This is a genomic window from Klebsiella sp. JN_Kp126, from assembly GCF_033843325.1.
Classification (GTDB): domain Bacteria; phylum Pseudomonadota; class Gammaproteobacteria; order Enterobacterales; family Enterobacteriaceae; genus Klebsiella; species Klebsiella michiganensis.
Genome location: NZ_JAWXQV010000058.1, coordinates 13,739 through 35,035 on the forward strand (window position 1 = coordinate 13,739; position 21,297 = coordinate 35,035).

The window sequence follows — 21,297 nt, forward strand, 5'->3', positions numbered from 1 at the left end:
AGGCGCTCCTGATAGCGCCTTTTTTTATTTCGCGCGTCACAGCGTGCATAATCAAGGATAATTCAGTCAGGAGGTCTTATGTCACTGCAAAATTTAACCCTATTCCCGCGTCTGGAACTGATTGGCGCGCCGACGCCGCTGGAATATCTGCCGCGCTTGTCCGATTACCTTGGCCGCGAAATTTTTATCAAGCGCGATGATGTGACCCCGCTTGCGATGGGGGGCAACAAGCTACGTAAGCTTGAATTTCTGGCTGCCGATGCGCTGCGAGAAGGGGCGGATACCCTGATTACCGCAGGAGCTATCCAGTCCAACCATGTGCGCCAGACGGCGGCGGTGGCGGCTAAGCTGGGCCTGCACTGCGTGGCGCTGCTGGAGAATCCAATGGGAACCCGGGCTGAGAACTACCTGACCAACGGTAACCGACTGCTGCTTGACCTGTTTAATACTCAGGTCGAAATGTGCGACGCGCTGACCGATCCTCATGCTCAGCTGGAAGCGCTGGCGACCCGCATTGAAGCTCAGGGCTATCGTCCGTACGTGATTCCGGTTGGCGGTTCGAACGCGCTGGGCGCGCTGGGCTATGTGGAGAGCGCGCTGGAAATTGCCCAGCAGTGCGAAGGGGCGGTCGAGCTCTCCTCCGTGGTCGTCGCCTCCGGCAGCGCCGGTACGCATGCTGGCCTCGCCGTGGGACTGGAGCAGCTGATGCCCAATGCCGAGCTTATCGGAGTGACCGTATCGCGCAGCGTGGCTGACCAGCTGCCAAAAGTGGCTGCGCTGCAGCAAGCGGTGGCAAATAGCCTGGAACTGGAGGCAAAGGCCGGTATTCAGCTGTGGGATGAGTACTTTGCGCCGGGTTACGGAATACCGAACGACGAAGGGATGGCGGCGGTGAAGCTGCTGGCGCAGCTGGAAGGTATCCTGCTGGATCCGGTGTATACCGGGAAGGCGATGGCCGGATTGATTGATGGTATCAGCCAGAAGCGCTTTAAGGATGAAGGCCCAATACTGTTTGTTCACACCGGCGGCGCGCCTGCGCTGTTCGCCTATCATCCTCATATCTAATGCAGAACACATAGAATGCAAGAGAGTATCCAACTGGTTATTGATTCCGCGCCTTTTCTGCTGAAGGGCGCGGTATTTACGCTACAGCTCAGCATTGGCGGCATGTTTTTTGGCCTCGTGCTGGGGTTTATTCTGGCGCTGATGCGCATGTCGCCCGTCTGGCCGATTAAATGGCTGGCGCGGATGTACATCTCCATCTTTCGCGGAACGCCGCTGATTGCGCAGCTGTTTATGATCTATTACGGCTTGCCGCAGTTCGGCATTGAACTGGATCCTATTCCCGCGGCGATGATCGGCTTGTCTTTAAACACGGCGGCCTACGCGGCGGAAACGCTGCGCGCAGCGATTGCCTCCATTGATAAAGGGCAGTGGGAGGCCGCGGCGAGTATCGGTATGACGCGCTGGCAGGCTATGCGCCGCGCGATTCTTCCTCAGGCCGCGCGCGTGGCGTTACCGCCGCTTTCCAACAGTTTTATCAGCCTGGTGAAAGATACCTCGCTGGCGGCAACTATCCAGGTGCCAGAACTGTTCCGTCAGGCTCAGCTGATCACCTCCCGGACGCTGGAGGTATTCACCATGTACCTGGCCGCTTCGCTTATCTACTGGGTAATGGCAACGGTGCTTTCCACGCTGCAAAACTATTTTGAAAATCAGCTGAACCGCCAGGAGCGAGATCCAAAATGAGTGCGATTGAAGTCAAAAACCTGGTGAAAAAATTCCATGGCCAGACGGTGCTTCATGGTATCGACCTTGAGGTTCAACAAGGGGAAGTGGTGGCGATTATCGGTCCCAGCGGTTCGGGGAAAACGACGCTGCTGCGCAGTATTAATCTCCTGGAGCAGCCGGAAAGCGGCACGATTCGCGTAGGCGACGTGACGATCGATGCCGGGCGCAGCATCAACCAGCAAAAAACGGCCATTCGCCGCCTGCGTCAGCACGTGGGCTTTGTGTTTCAGAATTTTAATCTTTTCCCCCATCGTACGGTGATGGAAAACATTATCGAAGGGCCGGTCATCGTTAAAGGGGAGGATAAAAATGAATCCATCGCCCGGGCGCGTGAACTGCTGACGAAAGTTGGGCTTACCGGTAAAGAAAATAGCTACCCGCGTCGTTTGTCCGGCGGGCAGCAACAGCGCGTGGCGATTGCTCGCGCGCTGGCGATGCGTCCGGATGTCATTCTGTTTGATGAGCCAACGTCGGCATTAGATCCTGAGCTGGTAGGGGAGGTACTCAATACCATTCGCCAGCTGGCGCAGGAGAGGCGCACGATGGTGATCGTGACCCATGAGATGAGCTTTGCCCGCGACGTGGCGGACCGCGCTATTTTTATGGATCAGGGGCGTATCGTTGAACAGGGTGAAGCAAAAGCGCTGTTTGCCAATCCTCAGCACGCGCGTACCCGCCAGTTCCTCGAAAAATTCCTGATGCAGTAATCGCCCCGCGCCGGCCGCATTCGCTCAGGCTTGTGCTGACGGATGCGGCCGGGTAGCGCTGAATAACCGGTTTATCAGCAAAAAAAGCATGTCCGGATGGTGGTCATAAGCAACGACGATACATCTGTCAAGGTTTTGTGCCACATCAATTGGCATAATTTTTTTAACGTATCCGGTACTTTCGCCGGACGTAGTCTAATAAATGCGGTGGCTGCCATTTTTTATACATATAAGCAGGATTTATGTGTTAGTTTTATGTATTTATAATAATGATTATCACTCAGGAGTTATTTGGTTAGTTATGAGGGACAATGATTTTTTCAGCTGGCGGCGGGAAATGCTGCAACAATTTCAGTCAGTTTCTGCAGGCGAGGGGGTTTATCATCTTCTGCAGCAGGAAGCAAAAGGGCTGGAATATGACTACTTCGCACTCTGCGTACGGCATCCCGTGCCTTTTACTCGGCCCAGGGTGACGCTGCAATCGACCTATCCTCAGGCCTGGATGGCGCATTATCAAGCCGAGAATTATCTCGCGATCGACCCGGTGCTGCGCAAGGAGAATTTCCTTCGTGGGCATCTGCCATGGAACGACAAGCTATTCCATGATACACCGGAATTATGGGACGGCGCGCGCGACCATGGATTACGCAAGGGCGTCACGCAGTGCCTGACGCTGCCGAACCATGCTCAGGGATTCTTATCCGTTTCAGGAACCAGCCATAGCCAGGGACCCTTTGCGGAAGATGAACTGGAGATGCGCTTAAGAACGCTAACCGAATTGAGCCTGCTGACGCTTTTGCGCCTGGAGGACGAGATGGTTATGCCGCCGGAAATGAAATTTAGTCGACGTGAACTGGAGATTTTGAAATGGACGGCGGAAGGGAAAACCTCGGCTGAGGTGGCAATGATTCTGTCTATCTCAGAAAATACCGTCAATTTCCATCAGAAAAATATGCAGCGAAAATTCAACGCGCCAAACAAAACCCAAATTGCCTGCTATGCCGTAGCGACGGGCCTAATTTGATCTCATGTGTTGTTCTGCGTGCCAGACGTAAGACCGGCTGTTAGTAATACCTTCAGCCGGTAATTGATTACTGACGATATGCCTGCTTAATTTGCTTAACGGTGCTGGAGAATACGGCAGCCTGAGCCTCATCTTCCATCTGCGCGATTTGTTTTTCCATTTTAATAATCACGCGGCCTGCATCAGCCTGACCCATGGCCTGCAGCATCAGCGTTATCATTGCTTTCAGACACGAAACTTCCTGTGCCAGTTCTTGGTTATTTTCCGCAGTGGAAAAATCTGGAGTGCTCATCTATATCCTCGATTGCTTTCTGCGCAATTGCGCATGACTAAAAGTGAAGGCGGCGCAGTATACCACAAGCAAAGGAAAAAAAGGAGTGCTTGATTTCTGTTCTTACATCCGAGTGGTGAATGATTTAATTGACTGAATAATACGTATTCATGAGATCTAAGCGTGTTAATTTTTTCGTACGCCCCGTGTTCGTGTTAATAATTGTTACATATTCAGGCACATATTTATCGCCTACGCAATGTGTTGTGTTTTTACGTAATCTGTATGATGAATGTTAAAAAATAACTGTTGTACAACTCTATGTTATGTATGGCTTTCCAGCGGGTGTGCAGACAAATTTCCATAATTGCGCAAGAAATCTTTCCCAGCACATTTTTTGGCTTTCAAAATTAGGTTAAAACCCGGTAATATGTGGGAGATAAGCTATCAGTAGCGTTATCCCTAATTCTGGAGAATATTCCTTTGATCAACGTCCTTCTTGTTGATGACCACGAACTGGTGCGCGCAGGGATACGACGCATTCTGGAAGATATAAAAGGGATTAAAGTTGCCGGCGAGGCCTGCTGCGGTGAGGATGCCGTGAAATGGTGCCGCGCGAATCCCGTTGATGTAGTCCTGATGGATATGAACATGCCGGGTATCGGCGGCCTTGAGGCTACGCGAAAAATTGCCCGTTCCGTTGCTGATGCCAAAGTGATAATGCTGACCGTGCATACGGAAAATCCGCTGCCGGCGAAAGTCATGCAGGCCGGGGCTGCTGGCTACCTCAGTAAAGGCGCCGCGCCGCAGGAGGTTGTGAATGCGATTCGCTGCGTGGCATCGGGTCAGCGTTATATCGCCTCTGATATCGCCCAGCAGATGGCGCTAAGCCAGATTGAACCGGAGAAGGCGGAGTCGCCGTTTGCCAGTTTGTCTGAGCGAGAATTGCAGATTATGCTAATGATTACTAAAGGTCAGAAGGTCAACGAGATCTCAGAGCAGTTGAATCTGAGTCCCAAGACGGTGAACAGCTACCGCTATCGTATGTTCAGTAAACTGAACATACACGGCGATGTGGAGCTGACGCACCTGGCAATTCGCCATGGCCTGTGCAATGCGGAGTCGTTAGCAAGTCAGTGAGTGATGTTTTTGATGCAAAAGCTTTCCTGAAAACAGTAACCAGCCAGCCGGGCGTCTATCGTATGTATGACGCTGGCGGTACTGTTATCTATGTAGGCAAAGCGAAAGACCTGAAAAAGCGGCTGAGCAGCTATTTTCGCAGCAACCTGGCTTCGCGTAAAACCGAAGCGCTGGTGGCGCTTATCGCCCAGATTGACGTTACCGTGACCCACACCGAAACGGAAGCGCTGCTGCTTGAGCATAATTACATCAAGCTATACCAGCCGCGTTACAACGTGCTGCTGCGCGATGATAAATCCTATCCCTTTATTTTCCTTAGCGGCGATACGCATCCTCGCCTGGCGACGCATCGTGGGGCGAAGCATGCGAAAGGCGAATATTTTGGCCCGTTCCCCAACGGCTACGCGGTTCGCGAGACGTTAGCGCTGCTGCAAAAAATCTTCCCTATCCGCCAGTGTGAGAACAGCGTCTATCGCAACCGTTCGCGGCCTTGCCTGCAGTATCAAATTGGCCGCTGTCTGGGGCCGTGCGTTGCCGGACTGGTGAGTGAGGAAGAGTATGCCCAGCAGGTCGACTACGTGCGCCTGTTCCTGGCGGGCAAAGACGATCAGGTACTGACTCAGCTGATTGCCCGCATGGAAAAGGCCAGCCAGGCGCTGGAATTTGAAGAGGCAGCGCGGATCCGCGACCAGATTCAGGCCGTACGTCGGGTAACGGAGAAACAGTTCGTCTCCAATACCGGTGACGATCTGGATGTTATCGGCGTCTCGTTTGATGCCGGCATGGCGTGCGTCCACGTGCTGTTTATCCGCCAGGGTAAAGTCCTTGGTAGCCGCAGCTATTTCCCCAAAGTGCCGAATGGCACCGAACTCGGTGAAGTGGTGGAAACCTTTGTCGGACAGTTCTATTTGCAGGGCAGCCAGATGCGGACGCTGCCGGGCGAGATCCTGCTGGATTTTAACCTGGGCGACAAAACCCTGCTGGCGGATTCGCTCTCAGAGCTGGCCGGGCGCCGGGTTAACGTACAGACCAAACCCCGCGGCGATCGCGCCCGTTACCTGAAGCTGGCGCGCACGAACGCCGCGACGGCGCTGACCACCAAGCTTTCCCAGCATTCAACGATTACGCAACGTTTGCGGGCGCTGGCGACATTACTCAAGCTTCCGGCCGTCAATCGGATGGAATGCTTTGACATCAGCCATACGATGGGCGAACAGACGGTGGCGTCGTGCGTGGTTTTTGATAGCAACGGACCGCTGCGCACAGAGTATCGCCGTTACAATATTACCGGCATCACGCCGGGAGATGATTACGCGGCGATGAATCAGGTCCTGCGTCGTCGCTACGGTAAGGCAATAGAAGAGAGTAAAATTCCCGATGTTATCCTGATCGACGGCGGTAAAGGCCAGCTTGGGCAGGCGAAGACGGTTTTTGCCGAGCTGGACGTGCCGTGGGATAAAAGTCACCCTCTGTTATTGGGCGTGGCAAAAGGCAGCGATCGTAAAGCGGGCCTGGAGACGTTATTCTTTGAACCGGAAGGCGAGGGCTTTAGTCTGCCGCCGGACTCCCCCGCGCTGCATGTGATTCAGCATATTCGCGACGAGTCGCACGATCACGCCATTACCGGCCACCGTAAGAAACGGGCAAAAGTAAAAAGCACCAGCACGCTGGAAACCATTGAGGGGGTCGGACCCAAACGCCGACAGATGCTGCTGAAATATATGGGCGGTCTGCAGGGGTTGCAGAAAGCCAGCGTCGAAGAAATTGCGCAAGTACCGGGTATATCTCACGGTCTGGCAGAAAAGATCTTCTACTCGTTGAAACATTAGGGGCTCTGTAGCAACATAGGGCTAATTTTTACTTACAACAGATAGTTACCCGTTACTATGCAATTTAATATCCCTACGTTGCTTACTCTGTTTCGCGTCATTCTTATCCCGTTCTTTGTACTGGCGTTTTATCTGCCGTTTACCTGGGCCCCTTTTGCCTGTGCGCTAATTTTCTTTGTCGCAGCGGTGACCGACTGGTTTGATGGTTATCTGGCGCGTCGCTGGAATCAGAGCACGCGTTTCGGCGCTTTCCTCGATCCGGTCGCGGATAAAGTCATGGTGGCTATTGCGATGGTACTGGTTGCCGAGCATTACCATACCTGGTGGGTGACGTTACCGGCCGCCACCATGATCGCGCGTGAAATTATTATCTCCGCGCTGCGCGAGTGGATGGCCGAACTGGGCAAGCGCAGCAGCGTGGCGGTGTCATGGATAGGCAAAGTCAAAACCACGGCGCAAATGGCCGCGCTGGTGTGGATGCTGTGGCGCCCAAATATCTGGGTTGAATGGGCGGGGATTGGTCTGTTCCTCGTGGCGGCGGTGCTGACGCTGTGGTCCATGCTGCAGTATTTGAACGCGGCGCGCGGCGATTTGCTTGATCAGTGATCGTTTCGGCGCAATTTTCAGCAAACAACACAAGGTTTTAAAAAATATCGTTGACTCATTGCGCCAGGTAAGTAGAATGCAACGCATCGAACGGCAGCACTGTCTGACAGACGATAACAAAATCAAGTAATTAGCAAATTAGCTTGATGATGCGGGAATAGCTCAGTTGGTAGAGCACGACCTTGCCAAGGTCGGGGTCGCGAGTTCGAGTCTCGTTTCCCGCTCCAGTTTACAACATCGGCATCAGCGGGTGTTCAAGCATTAAGGCGCGTTAGCAAAGCGGTTATGTAGCGGATTGCAAATCCGTCTAGTCCGGTTCGACTCCGGAACGCGCCTCCAATTTCTATCCCGAGCCCGGATGGTGGAATCGGTAGACACAAGGGATTTAAAATCCCTCGGCGTTCGCGCTGTGCGGGTTCAAGTCCCGCTCCGGGTACCATTGGGATAAAGCAGAATAATCAAAGCAATAAGCAGTGTCGTGAAACCACCTACGGGTGGTTTTTTTGTTTTTGTATTTCCATAACCTCGCTTTTGAACCTCAGCCCCACCTCATTAATTTTTGTCATAGGACAAAACCCGCATCTGTTGTTACTCTGCGTCGGCAATCTATCATTATCTCAATAAGTGGGGATGAAATGTTTACTGGCCTCTGCGCTTTTCCTCTGACTCCGTTACATCAGCATGGCGTTGATGAAACCGCTTTTGCCCGGATTGTCACTCGCCTCGCCGAATCTGCCGTCGATGCTCTCGGCGTGCTCGGTTCCACGGGAAGCTATGCCTGGCTCAGCCGCGAGCAGAGAATGCAGGTTATCCGACAGGCCAAATCGCATGCCGGAGCGGTGCCGCTTATGGCAGGGATCGGCGCGTTGGGGACCGATCGGGTCCTTCGTCTGGCAGAGGATGCGCAGCGGGCTGGCGCCAATGCGCTGCTCCTGCCGGCAATCGCCTATCAGCCCCTGACGGAAGAGGAGATTTTGGCTTTTTACCAGACCATCACCCGCGAAGTCTCCGTGCCCGTCTGCGTTTACGATAACCCTGTGACCACGCATGTGACGACCTCGGATACGCTTAAAGGCGCGATCGCTGCGCTGCCGGGTATCGCCTCAATTAAAATACCGGGCCCCGCTAAAAATGACGTCGCACGGCGCGTTCAGAGCCTGCGGCGGCAGCTACCGGCTGAGGTGACGATCGGGATTAGCGGAGACGCCTGCGCGGCCGATGGCCTGAACGCCGGCTGCGAAGTCTGGTATTCGGTGTGCGGCGGCCTGTTCCCGCACGTCGCCAAAGAGCTGACGGCGGCCGCGACGCGGGGGGAGGCTCAGCGGGTGGAGGCAATAAGCGCCAGGCTGGAGCCGCTGTGGACGCTCTACAGGAAGTATGGCGGAAGCCTGCGGGTCACTGCCGCAGCGGCGACGATCCTCGGTCTGTGCGGTGAGGATTGTTTGCCGCGCCCCCTGCTACCGCTTTCGCCGGATGCCTTTCGTGAGATTGCTGAGACGCTGCGCAGCCTGAACCTTGAGTAGCCGGGTGGTTTTCTCTCGCTATTTCCGCTACTGTAAGCGCCATTTTTTACGACGATGAGCCTGTTTATGAAAACTGGACCCCTGAACGAAAGCGAAGTTGAATGGCTGGACGATATCCTGTCGAAATACGCGGTAGAAGGCACCATCATGGACGTTGCCGAGCTTGATGGGCTGCTGACGGCCATTCTCTCCGGGCCGACGGAGATTGAACCCGCGCAGTGGCTGCTTGCTATCTGGGGCGGAGCGGATAACGTGCCGCGCTGGGCCAACGATCGCGAGCGGGATCGTTTTGTGAACCTGACGCTGCAGCAAATGAGCGATATCGCCGAGCGCTTGAGCGATTATCCCGAACAGTTCGAACCGATGTTCGGCAGCCGCGAAGAGGAAGGGCAGGAGCTCACGATTGTTGAAGAGTGGTGCTTCGGCTATATGCGCGGAGTGGGGCTGAGCGACTGGTCCGCGTTGCCGGCTGAGCTGCAGGCGGAGCTGGACGTGATTGCCCTGCACGGTACCGAGGAGCGATTTGAGGCGCTTGATGAATTATCCGCGGAAGAGTTTGTCGCCAGCGTTGAGCGAATTCGTCCTGCCGCCCTGGCGCTTTATAACTACTGGACTGAGCACGCGCAGCCGGCGGAAGTTCAGCAGCCCATCCGGAATGAGGCGAAGGTGGGGCGCAACGATCCTTGCCCGTGCGGCAGCGGTAAGAAATATAAGCAGTGCTGTTTAGCCAAATAAAAGAAGGGGCCAATATGGCCCCTTCTTTTTACCCTACCGCGGGCAGCAAGCCTGCGACAATCGCAAACTGGATCGCGACGATGCCGATCCCGCAGAGCAGGACGAGCCACAGCGCCGCTGAGCCTCCCGCGACCCGCCATGCTGCATCAGGATGCTGTTTGCGGCTCTTCATGACCAGCAGCGCAGGCAGCATGAGCGCCAGCACGGCCAGCGCGACGCCCGCATAGCCTAACGCCATCACGAAGCCACGCGGATAAAATAGCGCGAACGCCAGCGGGGGCAAAAAGGTAATCAGGCCGCTCTGTATCCGTCCACCGGCGCTGTTCTGGCGTTGAAACAGATCGGCCAGATAGTCGAATAACCCAAGCGCCACGCCGAGAAATGACGTCGCCAGCGCCAGATCGGCAAACAGATGCACCGCCAGCTCAACGTGCGCTGAGGCGACCACTTCGCGGATAGCTTCCAGCAGCCCGTTAAGCCCGGCATTTTTTGCCAGCAGCGCGGTAAAGACGGGAGAGTCAATGCTGCCGAGCGTCACCAGCTGCCAGAAAATATAGGCGACCAGGGGAATAAAGCTCCCGATGACAAATACCCGACGCAGCTTGCGAATATCCCCGCCCAGATAGCTCACAATACTGGGTATGCTGCCGTGAAAACCAAACGAAGTAAAAATCACCGGAATCGCTGACAGAGCCAGTCCCTGCTGTAGCGGCAGCGTCAGTAAATTTACCTGGTGAATATGCGGCAGCAGCAGAGCCAGCATAATGGCGAGAAAGATAATTTTTGCGCTGAACAGAAAGCGGTTAAAAAGATCGACCAGCGAGGTTCCGATACACACTACCGTCCCGCCGATCCCGGTAAAAATCAGGACGCCTGCCGCAGGAGGCAGTCGCCAGTCCAGCCACTGGTTGAGGCTGGAGGCCAGCAGCTCGCCGGCGCCGCTAATATAGGCGGCGGTGAGAGCGTACAGCAGAAACAGCATGCAAAACCCGGTAGCCCACTGCCCGTAGCGGCCGAGATAGCGCGCGGCCAGCGACCCCAGTCCCATATCAGCCGGCACGTGCTGATACACTTCCAGCAGCAATAAGGCGGTATAACACATCAGCGCCCACAGCGTTATCAGCAAACCAAACGTTACGCCGAAACCCACGCCCGCCGAGGCCAGCGGCATCGCTAACATCCCTGCGCCGATTGTGGTGCCAGCAACGATTAAAATACTACCCAGAGTGCGGTTCTTCACGCTTTTCTCTATCCATCACGGAATACACAATTAATTATGCCGCGCAGAGTATGTGAAATCAGTGAGTTCGTCAAATGAGGGTTACAGGGAGTGTAATGATAACTTTACGATGCCAGGGGTTTGCGCGAAAGCTGCGCTGGCGCAAGAATCCGCCGTCCTGGCTGGTTTATTCTTCGGCCTTTACGGGAGGGGTTATGCCATCGATTCATGGTCACGAAGTGCTGCAAATGATGATTTCATCAGGCGAGTCTTACACTGTTGCTACGCTGGAAGCGGCGATTATCGACCGTTTTGGGAAAGAGGTTCGATTCCATACCTGCTCGGCGGAAAATCTGAGCGCGGCGGAGCTGGTGGCGTTTTTGCAGAAAAAAGGCAAATTTATTGCCGCTGAGGAAGGATTTAATACGCACGAAAGTAAAATTTGCCGCCATTAATACTCATACGGCAGCGAACGCCGGGCGTCGCTGCCGTAATGATTAATTTTGTGTGTCGAGCGTTGCCAGCTCTTTATCAATAAAGTACAGGCCTTCACCGCTTTTACCGGCAAGGGTCAATTTATCAATAACGGATTTAAACAGTTTCTCTTCTTCGTGCTGCTCAGCAACGTACCACTGCAGGAAATTAAATGTTGGATAATCCTGGCTGGTCATTGCCGCATGGGCCAGTTCGTTAATTTTCTGCGTAATCAGCTGTTCATGTTCGTAGGTGACGCGAAATAGCTCATCCAGGGACGCATATTCGGCGAAAGGTGAGGCGATAGCCGTGATGCAGGGCAGGCTGCCGGTATCGGTCAGATAGTCGAACAGGCGCTGCATATGGGTCATTTCTTCCTGCGCGTGGCGACGCAGAAACGCGGCGGCGCCTTCAAAACTGTGGTAGCTGCACCAGGCGCTCATTTGCTGATAAAGCAGAGAGGAATAAAGTTCGAGATTCATCTGCGCATTCAGCTTGTCGATCATTTCAGTTTTTAGCATCAGGCTGCTCCGGGAAAATAGAATTAAGGATTATTGTGCGCTCACTATAATTTGTTATTAATTTATTTGCAAAAAGTAAATTAATAAAATCATTTATTAATAATGCAAATGGGAATAACACGCATTGGCGATTTAAAAATAATGAGAATGGTTTTAATTTAATATTCCATGCGAAAAATCGTTGAGCCTAACTTAGCGGTGAAAATAGTCCCGCCCGATGGCCGCGGCGGGATTAGCCTGACGCGGGTAAGGGTGGGGGGATGCCGTACCAGCCGGGGGCGGAAGTCAAAAGTGTGAGGCGATATGCAATTTATAAAACAACTTTTCATAAAATTTGAAAGTATGTTCGTAAGGTAGTATTGTTCATAGCAACGCTAACGAACTATCGCGGGAGTGCCCGCAGAGCATTCAGGAGAGTAAAGCATGAAAATCGCACTGATGATGGAAAACAGCCAGGCGAACAAAAACGCCATCATCCTCAATGAGTTAAACGCCGTTGCTGAAGAAAAAGGCTTCCCGGTTTACAACGTCGGTATGAGCGATGAAAACGATCATCATCTGACCTATATTCATCTGGGGATCATGGCCAGTATCCTGCTGAATTCGAAAGCGGTGGACTTTGTGGTGACCGGCTGCGGTACCGGGCAGGGCGCGCTGATGTCGCTGAATATTCACCCTGGCGTGGTATGCGGCTACTGTATCGACCCTGCTGATGCCTTCCTGTTTGCGCAGATCAACAACGGTAACGCGCTTTCTCTGCCGTTTGCGAAGGGTTTTGGCTGGGGCGCAGAGCTGAACGTACGCTTTATCTTTGAAAAAGCTTTTACCGGCCGCAACGGCGAAGGTTATCCGCCGGAGCGTAAAGAGCCTCAGGTGCGTAACGCCGGGATCCTGAACGCGGTTAAAGCGGCCGTGGTTAAGGAAAACTATCTGGATACGCTGCGCGCGATCGATCCGGAGCTGGTGAAAACCGCCGTTTCTGGCCCTCGTTTCCAGCAGTGCTTCTTTGAGAACTGCCAGGATAAAGAGATCGAAGCGTTTGTGCGCCAGATCGTCGGTTAATATCCCGTCATGATGAGATGCTAAAGGCCAGCGCTGCTGGCCTTTTCTTTGGCTACTTCTTTTTGTTCGATACGCTGCTACCCGCCTCTTTGGCCAGATGCAGGCTATCAATCATGCCGACCAGGCAAATCACCGCGATAAAAATAAACGACAGGCGGAAGCTGATGCCCGGCAGGTGAGAAAGCGTAAACCATTCGCTGAACGTTTCCCCAAGACGAATACCTATCGCGCCGAGCGTGATGCCCAGCCCCACGGCCAGCTGTGACGCGGTGCTGAACAGGGTATTGGCGTAGCTCATTTGCGCGGAAGGCACATCGGCAAACGCGAGCGTGCTGATGCCGGTAAACTGGATAGAGCGGAAGACCCCGCCAAGATAGAGAATCACAAAGATCAGCCAAACCGGCGTTTGCGGCGTTAAAAAAGCGCAGGCCAGCAGCGACAAAACGTTTAATGCGCCGTTAATCAGCAGCAGGCGGCGAAAGCCCAGCCAGCGGATCAGCGGCGTTGTGAGGGGCTTGATGGTTAAGTTGCCGACGAACACGGCCAGCACCAGCAGCCCCGAGTGGAAGGGGTCCATACCAAATCCGACCTGGAAAAGCAGCGGCAGCAGAAACGGCACGGCGCTAATGGAGGCGCGGAACAGGGAACCGCCGTACATGGTGACCCGGAAGGTGGGGATCTTGAGCGCATCAAGGCGCACCATCGGCCACCTGGTGCGGCGGAAGTGCCGCAGCGCGAAGAGCATGCAGCCCAGGCCCAACGCCAGCAGCGCCAGCGTCTGCCAGCCCAGAGGCTGGCGATCGCCGAGCAGCTCCATGGCGGCGACCAGGCTCACCATCGCCACCGAGGTGGCAACAAAGCCGGAAAGGTCGAAGGGGCGCTGCTCATCTTCGCGAATATTCGGAATGATACGCAGCGACAGGGCGATAGCGATAAGCCCGAGCGGCACGTTAATAAAGAAGATCCAGTGCCAGCTGGCGTAGCGGGTGATAAATCCGCCCAGCGGTGGGCCAATAATGGGCGCGACCAGCGCCGGCCAGGTCAGGGTGGCAATCGCCTTAATCAACTGGTGCTTCGGTGTGGTACGTAGTACCGCCAGCCGGCCAACGGGCACCATCAGCGCGCCGCCTATCCCCTGCAGAATACGCATCGCGACGAACACATCGACGTTGGTCGACAGCCCGCAAAAAACCGACGCCAGGGTAAAAATCGCCAGCGCGAGAGTAAAGATTTTCCGCGCGCCAAAACGATCGGCGATCCAGCCGCTGGCCGGTATCAGAACCGCAAGGGTAATAAGATAAGCGCTAATCCCGATATTGAGGTCGACCGCCGTCACGCCAAAATCTTTCGCCATGTCGGGCAGGGCGGTGGCTATCACCGTGCCGTCGAGAAACTCCATAAAAAAGGCGCCAGCCACCAGTAGCGCAGGTGCTGAAAAAGAACGGTCGTCCCTGGAGGAGGTGTGTGTACTCATTATTGTGTCGCTGCCATAGCAAAGAGAGCGCAGATTGGTCCGGAGCGTTCGGCTCTTCACTATCCGGGTCTGCTCATTTTGTTTAAAAATTAAATTATTTTGGTAAAAAATAGGTGATTTAGCGCACATTTAGGTTGATTTTTGTGATGTAAGTCATATTATAACCACCAGGGCATTAACACCTGCATAACAAAAATGGAGTCAACCATGAAACTGCGCAAGATCCTGAAGAGCATGTTCGAAAACTACTGCAAAACCTTCAAAGACGTACCGCCTGGCGCTATGTTCTGATAAAAAAACCTGCTGCGGCAGGTTTTTTTATATCCCGGGATTTAGGGTACTATTACGCTCCTGAAAAAAGGAGTGAAAAATGTCTCAACATCTTACCGAGCACGACGAGCTGGTCTCTGACGTGGTTGCCTGCCAGTTAGTTATCAAACAGATCCTTGACGTCATCGACGTCATCGCACCCGTCGAGGTGCGCGAAAAAATGACCACCCAGCTGAAAGCCATCGATTTTGCCAGCCACCCGGCATCGGCTGACCCGGTGACCCTGCGGGCGGTACAAAAGGCCATCGCGCTGATTGAACTGAAATTCACCCCGCAGGAAGAAGCGCACTAGCGGCGTCAGCCCCGCCATCATTGTGATAGCGGGGCGTTATCACCTGTTAGTGGGAGACGGCGGTTTGAACGGCGCCTTCCTGCGTATCTTTAAACAGCCTGCTGTTGCCCCAGCACTCTTCGTACCGGTGGCCAACTAAATCTTCAACGACAAGGCGAACGTCCGGTGCGATATCGGCGATCTTACCGCCTGCTTTAATACGCGCGACTTCCTGCAGCACTACCAGATGCGCCTTGCGATCGAGTTTCATCTGCTTACTGAACACAATGGCTGCCAGCGCCAGCAGAATCACACCCGCACAAAACACCACCGCAATCGCGGTGACCGCGCTCTCTGGCTGCGTATGTGCTTTCGACTGAAAGCCGTAGAAGCTGAGGATCGCCCCCATGGAAAAGACGATAATCGAGCGCAAAATTTTACCGGAGAAAGTCATGGCTCCCGCATAGATCCCTTCGCGGCGACGGCCGGTATAGATTTCATCGACATCCGCCAAAAAGGTGTAAACGGTCCAGGGAATATAGTACACGCCGCCGGTGCCCAGGCCGAAGAGTACGGTAATGCCAAACATCAGGACGGTGGCCAGATGTGCCGGCAGATGGAAGAACCACAGCGAGGTGTAGAGCAGAACGGCAAAGATAACCACGCCCAGCGCCAGAATATACGGCTTACTGAAACCTTTCTTCACGCACAGGCCGATAAACAGGGCCGTTGATACCAACTGCAGGATGGAGTTCAGACTGTTAAGCCCGGCCACCATCGCCGGATCGTGCTGCAGCACGAATATAACAAAGTAGGTGAAGATCGAGGCAAAAAGCCACTCGGCGCCGAAGCCGCAGAGATACATGCCCAGGTGTTTACGGAATACGCGCAGGTAAAACGTTGAGCGCATATCTTTCGCCAGCATGAGCAGAGTATTGAACAGTCCCTTTTTCTCTCCCTTGCTTATCTCCTCTTCGCGGGGACGCTCCCAGCTGCAGTACCACAGGCAGGAGATGGCCAAGATAAGAATGACGCCGTAGGTCAGCCCGGTGAGAAAAAACGGGGTGGCGGATTCTTTACCATAAAGCAGGATGAACTGTCCGGGGATAAATGCCGCGAGAAAGTTGGCCAGTTTGCCGAAAATCGCTTTATAACCGGTAAGCTTTGAACGCAGTGAGAAATCGTCGGTCATTTCGGTCGCCAATGTTTCATAGGGGACCATAATCGAGGTATAAATGATTTCAAAGACGACGTAGGTGCACAGGTAGTACCAAAAGCCGAGGCCTTCTACCCACAGCAGCGGGTAGAACATCATCAGCGGAATGCCAATCAACAAAAAGAAACGGCGACGACCAAAGCGTTTACCCAGCCGCGTTTTGCCAAAGTTATCGGTGAGATAGCCCATCAGCGGGTTACTAATTGCGTCGATAATGCTGGCGACGGAAAAAATAAAGGAGGCTTCGATCAGCGTCAGCCCACAGAAGGTTGTATAAAAATAGAGCAGCCATGCGCCGCTGATCGCCAGTGCGCCGCTTCCCAGTAAATTCCCGCCGCCGTAGGCTAACTGATGGCGTAACAAAATCGGTCTTCCCTGCAGCCCCTGTGGGGCTGAAGCCGTATATCTTGCCATTAAAGTAAACTCCGTGTTTTAAATTTTTGAAACAGTGTTTTTATATTCTCAACCCGTAGTTTTAAACGTGATCCAGATCACCAATACCCTGCTAATTCCTCCGGCAGAGCAGGAATGAGATCTGGTTAAAAGTTTTTAATGCTTTTCTGGAATAAAAACGGCGCCGAAGCGCCGAAAAAGAAGGGGGACAGGGAACCTGTGATTAAAGAGAGCGCTGGCCCGAACAGGCGAGTTCTGGTGATTTATCGCCGGCGAGCATCCGCCGGCATGGCGTTATACGCGCTGTTGACTGACCAGATCCAGCAGGTGGCTATCGGTTTGTTGTACGCTGGTTCCGGCATTTTTCGCATGACGGATTTCTTCAAGAATGGTCTCCAGCAGCATGCCATCCTGATCCTGCTCTTCAGCAAGCAGCGTCAGAAAACGCAGGGTTGATTCATCGCTTTGCGCCTTCGCCTCTTCCGCCAGGCTGGAAAGTATCGTGCTGCGCTGCTGATAAACTTCGACGGTTTTGCTAAAGAGATCTTCCAGGGACGAACATTCAGTGCCGTAGGTTCCTTCTGCTTTCACAACGGGCCAGGCGCCTGATTTTTTCATAAAATCAAAGACCCGCATCATCTGCGTGATACTGGCTTGCGCTCGGTTACGGAGAAAAGTGGCGGTACCGTTCAACCGTTGCTGAGTACACCATTCGCTCAAATGCAGATACAAATTTGAGGTATAGAACTCAAGATTCATCTGGTTATTCAGCTTTTGAACCATTCCTGGTACGGCCATACAAATATCCTTATTCACTTTGGAGGGGGCGGTGTCATATCTTGACGCATCTACATCAGGGTCGCCTTAGAAATTACGGTGCACAGAGAGAGTCCTGAGTAATAGTATTCAGGATTTCTGTACAGCCGTTTGAATTAAATTTCTTATCTCAACAAATATAGAATAGCGCCATATTTGAATTAAGAAAACTCTCAATGAGTGATATTTACATTTCGTTACAACATCCGTATTTATCTTGAAAAGTGGGGCTTTTGTAAGAATAAAGTCTGATGTTTAACGATCGCATATAATCTTATTTTGCTGATTTTAAATGTTTTTATTTCCGCGCCTCATTAATTGATAGCAGTTCTAATGATTTTGTTGAAATTGTGTTTTAAAAACAATGATTAATAATTCTATTTTGTGGTAGCCTGCGAGTGAGAAAATGATGAGGTTAATTTAAAAAGATGCTGATTTTGTAAACACATTATTGCTAACAGGCTATCTGAAGGAGTCGGAAATGAAAAAAGTTGCGGTGCTGCTGGCACCGGGTTTTGAGGAAGGTGAAGCGATTGTGGTGATTGATATTCTTCGCCGCTTACACCTCGATGTCGAACTGCTCTCCTGCGCCGATTCGCGCGCGGTGGTGAGCTATCACGATATCCCCATGGTGGCGGACAGCACGCTAACAGAGCGCGCCGGGATACTGTACGACGCGGTGGTTCTGCCCGGCGGCCCGCAGGGAAGCGTCAATCTTGCCGCCAGCCGGGACGTCGTGGCGTTTATTTCGGCCCACGATACCGCGGGAAAGCTGATCTGTCCGATCTGTTCGGCGGCGGCGAGAGTGCTCGGCGGCAACGGGTTGCTCAAGGGGCGACGCTACGTCTGTTCGGGAGAGTTATGGCAGCACGTCACGGACGGAGAGTACGTGGACCAGGCGGTAGTGGAGGACGGTAATTTGATTAGCGGTAAAGGCCTGGGACACGTTTTTGACTTTTCATTTACCGTAGCCGCCCGTTTATTGGGGGATGAGGCGCCCGTTCGCAATCATGCGGAGCACATTTATTGTCGCTGGTAATCTCTACAGGGATAACTCTGCTGATGATATAGAGAATATTGCTACGGCCTGCGCTAATTGTCTGACAATTAGCGCTTTTTTTATGTCATTTTTCGCTGTTTATATGCACGCAATTACTGTAATTCCGCGATGTGATTGGGCTCTCGTATGGAGAAATAATTTCCGGTTAATACTATTTAAACAACGGCACTCAGCGTTGAGATTTTTCTAATGCCTTGTTTTTTGTCCGATTAAAAATTTAAGACTTATTATTCCCTACATAAAAGCGAATTAAAGCTGGAGTTTACCATGCACAAATTTACTAAAGCGCTGGCGGCAATCGGTCTTGCCGCGGTTATGTCACAATCAGCTATGGCTGAGACGCTTAAGCTGGGTTTTCTGGTGAAACAGCCTGAAGAGCCATGGTTTCAAACCGAGTGGAAATTTGCCGATAAGGCCGGTAAAGATTTAGGTTTCGATGTCATTAAAATTGCTGTGCCCGACGGCGAGAAAACCCTGAACGCGATAGATAGCCTGGCGGCCAGCGGAGCCAAAGGCTTCGTCATTTGCACCCCGGATCCGAAGCTCGGGGCGGCCATTGTCGCCAAAGCGCGCGGCTATGATATGAAAGTGATTACCGTTGATGACCAGTTCGTCAACGCCAAAGGCAAACCGATGGACAGCGTACCGCTGGTGATGATGGCGGCCAGCGAAATCGGCGCGCGCCAGGGGCAGGAGCTCTATAAAGAGATGCAGAAACGCGGTTGGGACGTGAAGGATACCGCGGTTATGGCCATTACTTCCGACGAGCTGGATACCGCCCGCCGCCGCACTACCGGCTCAATGGACGCTCTGAAAGCCGCCGGTTTCCCGGAGCAACAAATCTATCGCGTGCCAACCAAATCTAACGACATCCCCGGCGCGTTTGACGCCGGTAACTCCATGCTGGTTCAACATCCTGATGTTAAGCACTGGCTGATCGTCGGCATGAACGACAACACCGTGCTGGGCGGCGTGCGCGCCACCGAAGGCCAGGGCTTTAAAGCGCCTGACGTTATCGGGATCGGTATCAACGGCGTCGATGCGGTGAACGAACTTTCTAAAGCGCAGGCCACCGGTTTCTATGGCTCTTTGCTGCCAAGCCCGGATATTCACGGCTATAAAACCAGCGAAATGCTTTACAACTGGGTGACAAAAGACGTTGAACCGCCGAAATTCACCGCGGTAACCGACGTGGTGCTGATTACCCGCGACAACTTTAAAGAAGAGCTGGCGAAAAAAGGGCTGTAAGGCCAGTTGACCGGGCCTCTTGCCTTGCGCGAGAGGCTCTGTACAGAAAAGCGGAGTCGTTATGCAACAGTCTACCCCTTATCTCTCATTCCACGGCATCACCATGACATTCCCGGGCGTTAAAGCGCTGTCCGATATTAGCTTTGGCTGCTATGCCGGACAGGTGCACGCCCTGATGGGAGAAAACGGCGCCGGGAAATCCACGCTGCTGAAAATTCTCAGCGGCAACTACATACCGACCGCCGGCAACCTGCAAATCCGCGGCCAGCAGATGACGTTTACCCACACCACCGAGGCGCTGAACGCCGGGGTGGCCATTATCTATCAGGAGCTGCATCTGATCCCGGAAATGACCGTGGCGGAAAATATCTACCTCGGGCAGCTGCCGCATAAAGGCGGGATTGTGAACCGGTCGCTGCTGAATTATGAAGCCGGCCTGCAGCTGAAGCATCTGGGGCTGGATATCGATCCGGAAACGCCGCTCAAGTATCTCTCTATCGGCCAGTGGCAGATGGTGGAGATTGCCAAGGCGCTGGCGCGTAACGCAAAAATTATCGCCTTTGATGAGCCGACCAGCTCCCTGTCTGCGCGGGAAATCGAAAACCTATTTCGGGTTATCCGCGAGCTGCGCCAGGAAGGACGGGTCATTATTTACGTTTCCCACCGCATGGAAGAGATCTTCGCGTTAAGCGACGCGATTACGGTTTTCAAAGATGGTCGCTACGTGCGCACCTTCGACAATATGCAAGAGGTTAACCACGACGCGCTGGTACAGGCGATGGTGGGGCGCGAGCTGGGCGATATCTACGGCTGGCAGCCGCGTGAATATGGCAAAGAGCGTTTGCGTCTTGAACAGGTGAAGGCGCCAGGCGTGCGGCAGCCCGTCAGCCTTTCGGTGCGCAGCGGAGAAATCGTCGGCCTGTTTGGGCTGGTTGGCGCCGGGCGCAGCGAGCTCATGAAAGGCTTATTCGGCGGCAGCAGAATAACCGGCGGCCAGGTTTATATCGACGGGGAGGCCATTGATATTCGCAAGCCGGCTCAGGCGATTCAGGCCGGGATGATGCTCTGCCCGGAAGACCGCAAAGCGGAGGGGATTATTCCGGTCCACTCGGTGCGCGACAACATCAATATCAGCGCTCGCCGCAAGCATATTCTCGCCGGCTGCGTTATCAACAACGCCTGGGAAGCGCAGAACGCCGACCAGCATATCAAATCGCTGAATATCAAAACGCCCGGCGCCGAGCAGCTGATTATGAACCTCTCCGGCGGCAATCAGCAGAAGGCGATCCTCGGCCGCTGGCTGTCGGAAGAGATGAAAGTCATCCTGCTTGACGAGCCAACGCGCGGTATTGACGTGGGCGCTAAACATGAAATCTACAACGTTATCTACGCATTAGCGGCATCGGGCGTCGCGGTGGTCTTTGCCTCCAGCGATTTACCGGAAGTTCTCGGCGTCGCCGATCGCATTGTTGTGATGCGCGAGGGTGAGATCGCCGGAGAGCTGCTGCATGAACATGCGAATGAACAGCAGGCATTGAGCCTTGCCATGCCAAAAGTGAGCCAGGCGGTCGCCTGAGTAAGGAGTCT

22 protein-coding genes and 3 tRNA genes are annotated in these 21,297 nt (G+C 53.5%); 19 read left to right on the forward strand and 6 right to left on the reverse strand.

The window, feature by feature from the left end:
- Positions 1-78 precede the first annotated feature (78 nt).
- The 4 genes from dcyD to sdiA all read left to right on the forward strand — a co-directional run bounded on the left by dcyD (position 79) and on the right by sdiA (position 3,522).
- The gene (gene dcyD, locus SIK97_RS14385) at positions 79-1,065 is read left to right on the forward strand and encodes a D-cysteine desulfhydrase (protein WP_057173087.1); all 987 of its coding nucleotides are present in this window, start codon (positions 79-81) and stop codon (positions 1,063-1,065) included.
- A gap of 15 nt (positions 1,066-1,080) precedes the next feature.
- Positions 1,081-1,749 carry a cystine ABC transporter permease gene (gene tcyL / locus SIK97_RS14390; protein WP_004103458.1) on the forward strand — a complete coding sequence of 223 codons (669 nt, stop codon included), beginning with the start codon at positions 1,081-1,083 and terminating at the stop codon, positions 1,747-1,749.
- Positions 1,746-2,498, forward strand: a complete 753-nt coding sequence (gene tcyN, locus SIK97_RS14395) for an L-cystine ABC transporter ATP-binding protein TcyN (RefSeq protein WP_004852203.1) — start codon at positions 1,746-1,748, stop codon at positions 2,496-2,498. Before tcyL ends, tcyN begins: the two co-directional genes overlap by 4 nt.
- 301 nt (positions 2,499-2,799) lie before the next feature.
- The gene (gene sdiA / locus SIK97_RS14400) at positions 2,800-3,522 is read left to right on the forward strand and encodes a transcriptional regulator SdiA (protein ID WP_014229875.1); all 723 of its coding nucleotides are present in this window, start codon (positions 2,800-2,802) and stop codon (positions 3,520-3,522) included.
- A gap of 67 nt (positions 3,523-3,589) precedes the next feature.
- Here the strand turns inward: sdiA and SIK97_RS14405 are convergent, their stop codons facing one another.
- Positions 3,590-3,814 carry a DUF2594 family protein gene (locus tag SIK97_RS14405; RefSeq protein WP_004122104.1) on the reverse strand — a complete coding sequence of 75 codons (225 nt, stop codon included), beginning with the start codon at positions 3,812-3,814 and terminating at the stop codon, positions 3,590-3,592.
- A gap of 462 nt (positions 3,815-4,276) precedes the next feature.
- On the opposite strand from SIK97_RS14405, the gene uvrY reads away from it, so the two are divergent.
- The 8 genes from uvrY to SIK97_RS14445 all read left to right on the forward strand — a co-directional run bounded on the left by uvrY (position 4,277) and on the right by SIK97_RS14445 (position 9,626).
- Entirely contained in the window at positions 4,277-4,933 is a 657-nt protein-coding gene (gene uvrY, locus SIK97_RS14410; RefSeq protein ID WP_004122102.1) for a UvrY/SirA/GacA family response regulator transcription factor, read from the forward strand.
- On the forward strand, positions 4,930-6,762 hold the full coding sequence (gene uvrC, locus SIK97_RS14415; protein ID WP_047723450.1) for an excinuclease ABC subunit UvrC: 1,833 nt from the start codon (positions 4,930-4,932) through the stop codon (positions 6,760-6,762). Before uvrY ends, uvrC begins: the two co-directional genes overlap by 4 nt.
- A gap of 57 nt (positions 6,763-6,819) precedes the next feature.
- Positions 6,820-7,368 carry a CDP-diacylglycerol--glycerol-3-phosphate 3-phosphatidyltransferase gene (gene pgsA / locus SIK97_RS14420; protein ID WP_004122100.1) on the forward strand — a complete coding sequence of 183 codons (549 nt, stop codon included), beginning with the start codon at positions 6,820-6,822 and terminating at the stop codon, positions 7,366-7,368.
- A 151-nt stretch (positions 7,369-7,519) separates the two neighbouring features.
- Positions 7,520-7,595 (forward strand) — tRNA-Gly (locus SIK97_RS14425).
- 38 nt (positions 7,596-7,633) lie between these two features.
- Positions 7,634-7,707 (forward strand) — tRNA-Cys (locus SIK97_RS14430).
- A gap of 13 nt (positions 7,708-7,720) precedes the next feature.
- Positions 7,721-7,807, forward strand: a tRNA-Leu gene (locus SIK97_RS14435).
- A gap of 196 nt (positions 7,808-8,003) precedes the next feature.
- Complete coding sequence (locus SIK97_RS14440) at positions 8,004-8,891, forward strand: dihydrodipicolinate synthase family protein (protein WP_047723517.1); 888 nt, start codon at positions 8,004-8,006, stop codon at positions 8,889-8,891.
- Between the two features lie 66 nt (positions 8,892-8,957).
- The gene (locus tag SIK97_RS14445) at positions 8,958-9,626 is read left to right on the forward strand and encodes a YecA family protein (RefSeq protein ID WP_014229873.1); all 669 of its coding nucleotides are present in this window, start codon (positions 8,958-8,960) and stop codon (positions 9,624-9,626) included.
- 28 nt (positions 9,627-9,654) lie between these two features.
- Here the strand turns inward: SIK97_RS14445 and tyrP are convergent, their stop codons facing one another.
- Positions 9,655-10,866, reverse strand: coding sequence for a tyrosine transporter TyrP (gene tyrP, locus SIK97_RS14450; RefSeq protein WP_047723519.1), 1,212 nt, complete (start codon positions 10,864-10,866; stop codon positions 9,655-9,657).
- Between the two features lie 194 nt (positions 10,867-11,060).
- Here tyrP and SIK97_RS14455 point away from each other — a divergent pair, with 194 nt between their 5' ends.
- Positions 11,061-11,300 (forward strand): YecH family metal-binding protein, encoded by a 240-nt coding sequence (locus SIK97_RS14455; protein WP_004852186.1) that lies wholly within the window; start codon positions 11,061-11,063, stop codon positions 11,298-11,300.
- 42 nt (positions 11,301-11,342) lie between these two features.
- Here SIK97_RS14455 and ftnA read toward each other — a convergent pair whose 3' ends face one another.
- Positions 11,343-11,840, reverse strand: a complete 498-nt coding sequence (gene ftnA, locus SIK97_RS14460; RefSeq protein ID WP_004852185.1) for a non-heme ferritin — start codon at positions 11,838-11,840, stop codon at positions 11,343-11,345.
- 423 nt (positions 11,841-12,263) lie between these two features.
- Here ftnA and SIK97_RS14465 point away from each other — a divergent pair, with 423 nt between their 5' ends.
- A complete protein-coding gene (locus SIK97_RS14465; protein WP_014229871.1) occupies positions 12,264-12,902 on the forward strand; it encodes an RpiB/LacA/LacB family sugar-phosphate isomerase in 639 nt (212 codons plus the stop codon).
- Positions 12,903-12,954: 52 nt separating this feature from the next.
- Here the strand turns inward: SIK97_RS14465 and SIK97_RS14470 are convergent, their stop codons facing one another.
- Positions 12,955-14,376: an MFS transporter gene (locus SIK97_RS14470; protein ID WP_047723520.1), complete on the reverse strand. Its 1,422-nt coding sequence runs from the start codon at positions 14,374-14,376 to the stop codon at positions 12,955-12,957.
- Positions 14,377-14,583: 207 nt separating this feature from the next.
- On the opposite strand from SIK97_RS14470, the gene azuC reads away from it, so the two are divergent.
- Together azuC and SIK97_RS14480 are read left to right on the forward strand one after the other, a co-directional pair.
- Entirely contained in the window at positions 14,584-14,667 is an 84-nt protein-coding gene (gene azuC / locus SIK97_RS14475; RefSeq protein ID WP_014229869.1) for a stress response protein AzuC, read from the forward strand.
- Between the two features lie 79 nt (positions 14,668-14,746).
- On the forward strand, positions 14,747-14,998 hold the full coding sequence (locus SIK97_RS14480; RefSeq protein WP_014229868.1) for a DUF2766 family protein: 252 nt from the start codon (positions 14,747-14,749) through the stop codon (positions 14,996-14,998).
- A 46-nt stretch (positions 14,999-15,044) separates the two neighbouring features.
- Here SIK97_RS14480 and SIK97_RS14485 read toward each other — a convergent pair whose 3' ends face one another.
- Both SIK97_RS14485 and SIK97_RS14490 read right to left on the reverse strand, forming a co-directional pair.
- On the reverse strand, positions 15,045-16,556 hold the full coding sequence (locus SIK97_RS14485; protein ID WP_171972772.1) for an MFS transporter: 1,512 nt from the start codon (positions 16,554-16,556) through the stop codon (positions 15,045-15,047).
- A 324-nt stretch (positions 16,557-16,880) separates the two neighbouring features.
- On the reverse strand, positions 16,881-17,384 hold the full coding sequence (locus tag SIK97_RS14490) for a non-heme ferritin-like protein (protein WP_047723525.1): 504 nt from the start codon (positions 17,382-17,384) through the stop codon (positions 16,881-16,883).
- Positions 17,385-17,883: 499 nt separating this feature from the next.
- Between SIK97_RS14490 and SIK97_RS14495 the strand changes: the two genes are divergently transcribed.
- From SIK97_RS14495 to araG, 3 genes are all read left to right on the forward strand, one after another.
- Complete coding sequence (locus SIK97_RS14495) at positions 17,884-18,441, forward strand: DJ-1/PfpI family protein (protein ID WP_032693589.1); 558 nt, start codon at positions 17,884-17,886, stop codon at positions 18,439-18,441.
- Between the two features lie 288 nt (positions 18,442-18,729).
- Positions 18,730-19,710 (forward strand): arabinose ABC transporter substrate-binding protein, encoded by a 981-nt coding sequence (locus SIK97_RS14500; RefSeq protein ID WP_014229864.1) that lies wholly within the window; start codon positions 18,730-18,732, stop codon positions 19,708-19,710.
- Positions 19,711-19,771: 61 nt separating this feature from the next.
- Complete coding sequence (araG, locus tag SIK97_RS14505) at positions 19,772-21,286, forward strand: L-arabinose ABC transporter ATP-binding protein AraG (RefSeq protein ID WP_025106113.1); 1,515 nt, start codon at positions 19,772-19,774, stop codon at positions 21,284-21,286.
- The last annotated feature ends 11 nt before the right edge of the window (positions 21,287-21,297 follow it).

Excerpts from the sequence above, each read along its gene's own strand:
- dcyD (WP_057173087.1), top strand. The coding sequence starts at position 79 with ATGTCACTGCAAAATTTAACCCTATTCCCGCGTCTGGAACTGATTGGC.
- tcyL (WP_004103458.1), top strand. The coding sequence starts at position 1,081 with ATGCAAGAGAGTATCCAACTGGTTATTGATTCCGCGCCTTTTCTGCTG.
- tcyN (WP_004852203.1), top strand. The coding sequence starts at position 1,746 with ATGAGTGCGATTGAAGTCAAAAACCTGGTGAAAAAATTCCATGGCCAG.
- sdiA (WP_014229875.1), top strand. The coding sequence starts at position 2,800 with ATGAGGGACAATGATTTTTTCAGCTGGCGGCGGGAAATGCTGCAACAA.
- SIK97_RS14405 (WP_004122104.1), bottom strand. The coding sequence starts at position 3,814 with ATGAGCACTCCAGATTTTTCCACTGCGGAAAATAACCAAGAACTGGCA.
- pgsA (WP_004122100.1), top strand. The coding sequence starts at position 6,820 with ATGCAATTTAATATCCCTACGTTGCTTACTCTGTTTCGCGTCATTCTT.
- SIK97_RS14440 (WP_047723517.1), top strand. The coding sequence starts at position 8,004 with ATGTTTACTGGCCTCTGCGCTTTTCCTCTGACTCCGTTACATCAGCAT.
- SIK97_RS14445 (WP_014229873.1), top strand. The coding sequence starts at position 8,958 with ATGAAAACTGGACCCCTGAACGAAAGCGAAGTTGAATGGCTGGACGAT.
- SIK97_RS14455 (WP_004852186.1), top strand. The coding sequence starts at position 11,061 with ATGCCATCGATTCATGGTCACGAAGTGCTGCAAATGATGATTTCATCA.
- ftnA (WP_004852185.1), bottom strand. The coding sequence starts at position 11,840 with ATGCTAAAAACTGAAATGATCGACAAGCTGAATGCGCAGATGAATCTC.
- SIK97_RS14465 (WP_014229871.1), top strand. The coding sequence starts at position 12,264 with ATGAAAATCGCACTGATGATGGAAAACAGCCAGGCGAACAAAAACGCC.
- SIK97_RS14470 (WP_047723520.1), bottom strand. The coding sequence starts at position 14,376 with ATGAGTACACACACCTCCTCCAGGGACGACCGTTCTTTTTCAGCACCT.
- azuC (WP_014229869.1), top strand. The coding sequence starts at position 14,584 with ATGAAACTGCGCAAGATCCTGAAGAGCATGTTCGAAAACTACTGCAAA.
- SIK97_RS14480 (WP_014229868.1), top strand. The coding sequence starts at position 14,747 with ATGTCTCAACATCTTACCGAGCACGACGAGCTGGTCTCTGACGTGGTT.
- SIK97_RS14490 (WP_047723525.1), bottom strand. The coding sequence starts at position 17,384 with ATGGCCGTACCAGGAATGGTTCAAAAGCTGAATAACCAGATGAATCTT.
- SIK97_RS14495 (WP_032693589.1), top strand. The coding sequence starts at position 17,884 with ATGAAAAAAGTTGCGGTGCTGCTGGCACCGGGTTTTGAGGAAGGTGAA.
- SIK97_RS14500 (WP_014229864.1), top strand. The coding sequence starts at position 18,730 with ATGCACAAATTTACTAAAGCGCTGGCGGCAATCGGTCTTGCCGCGGTT.
- araG (WP_025106113.1), top strand. The coding sequence starts at position 19,772 with ATGCAACAGTCTACCCCTTATCTCTCATTCCACGGCATCACCATGACA.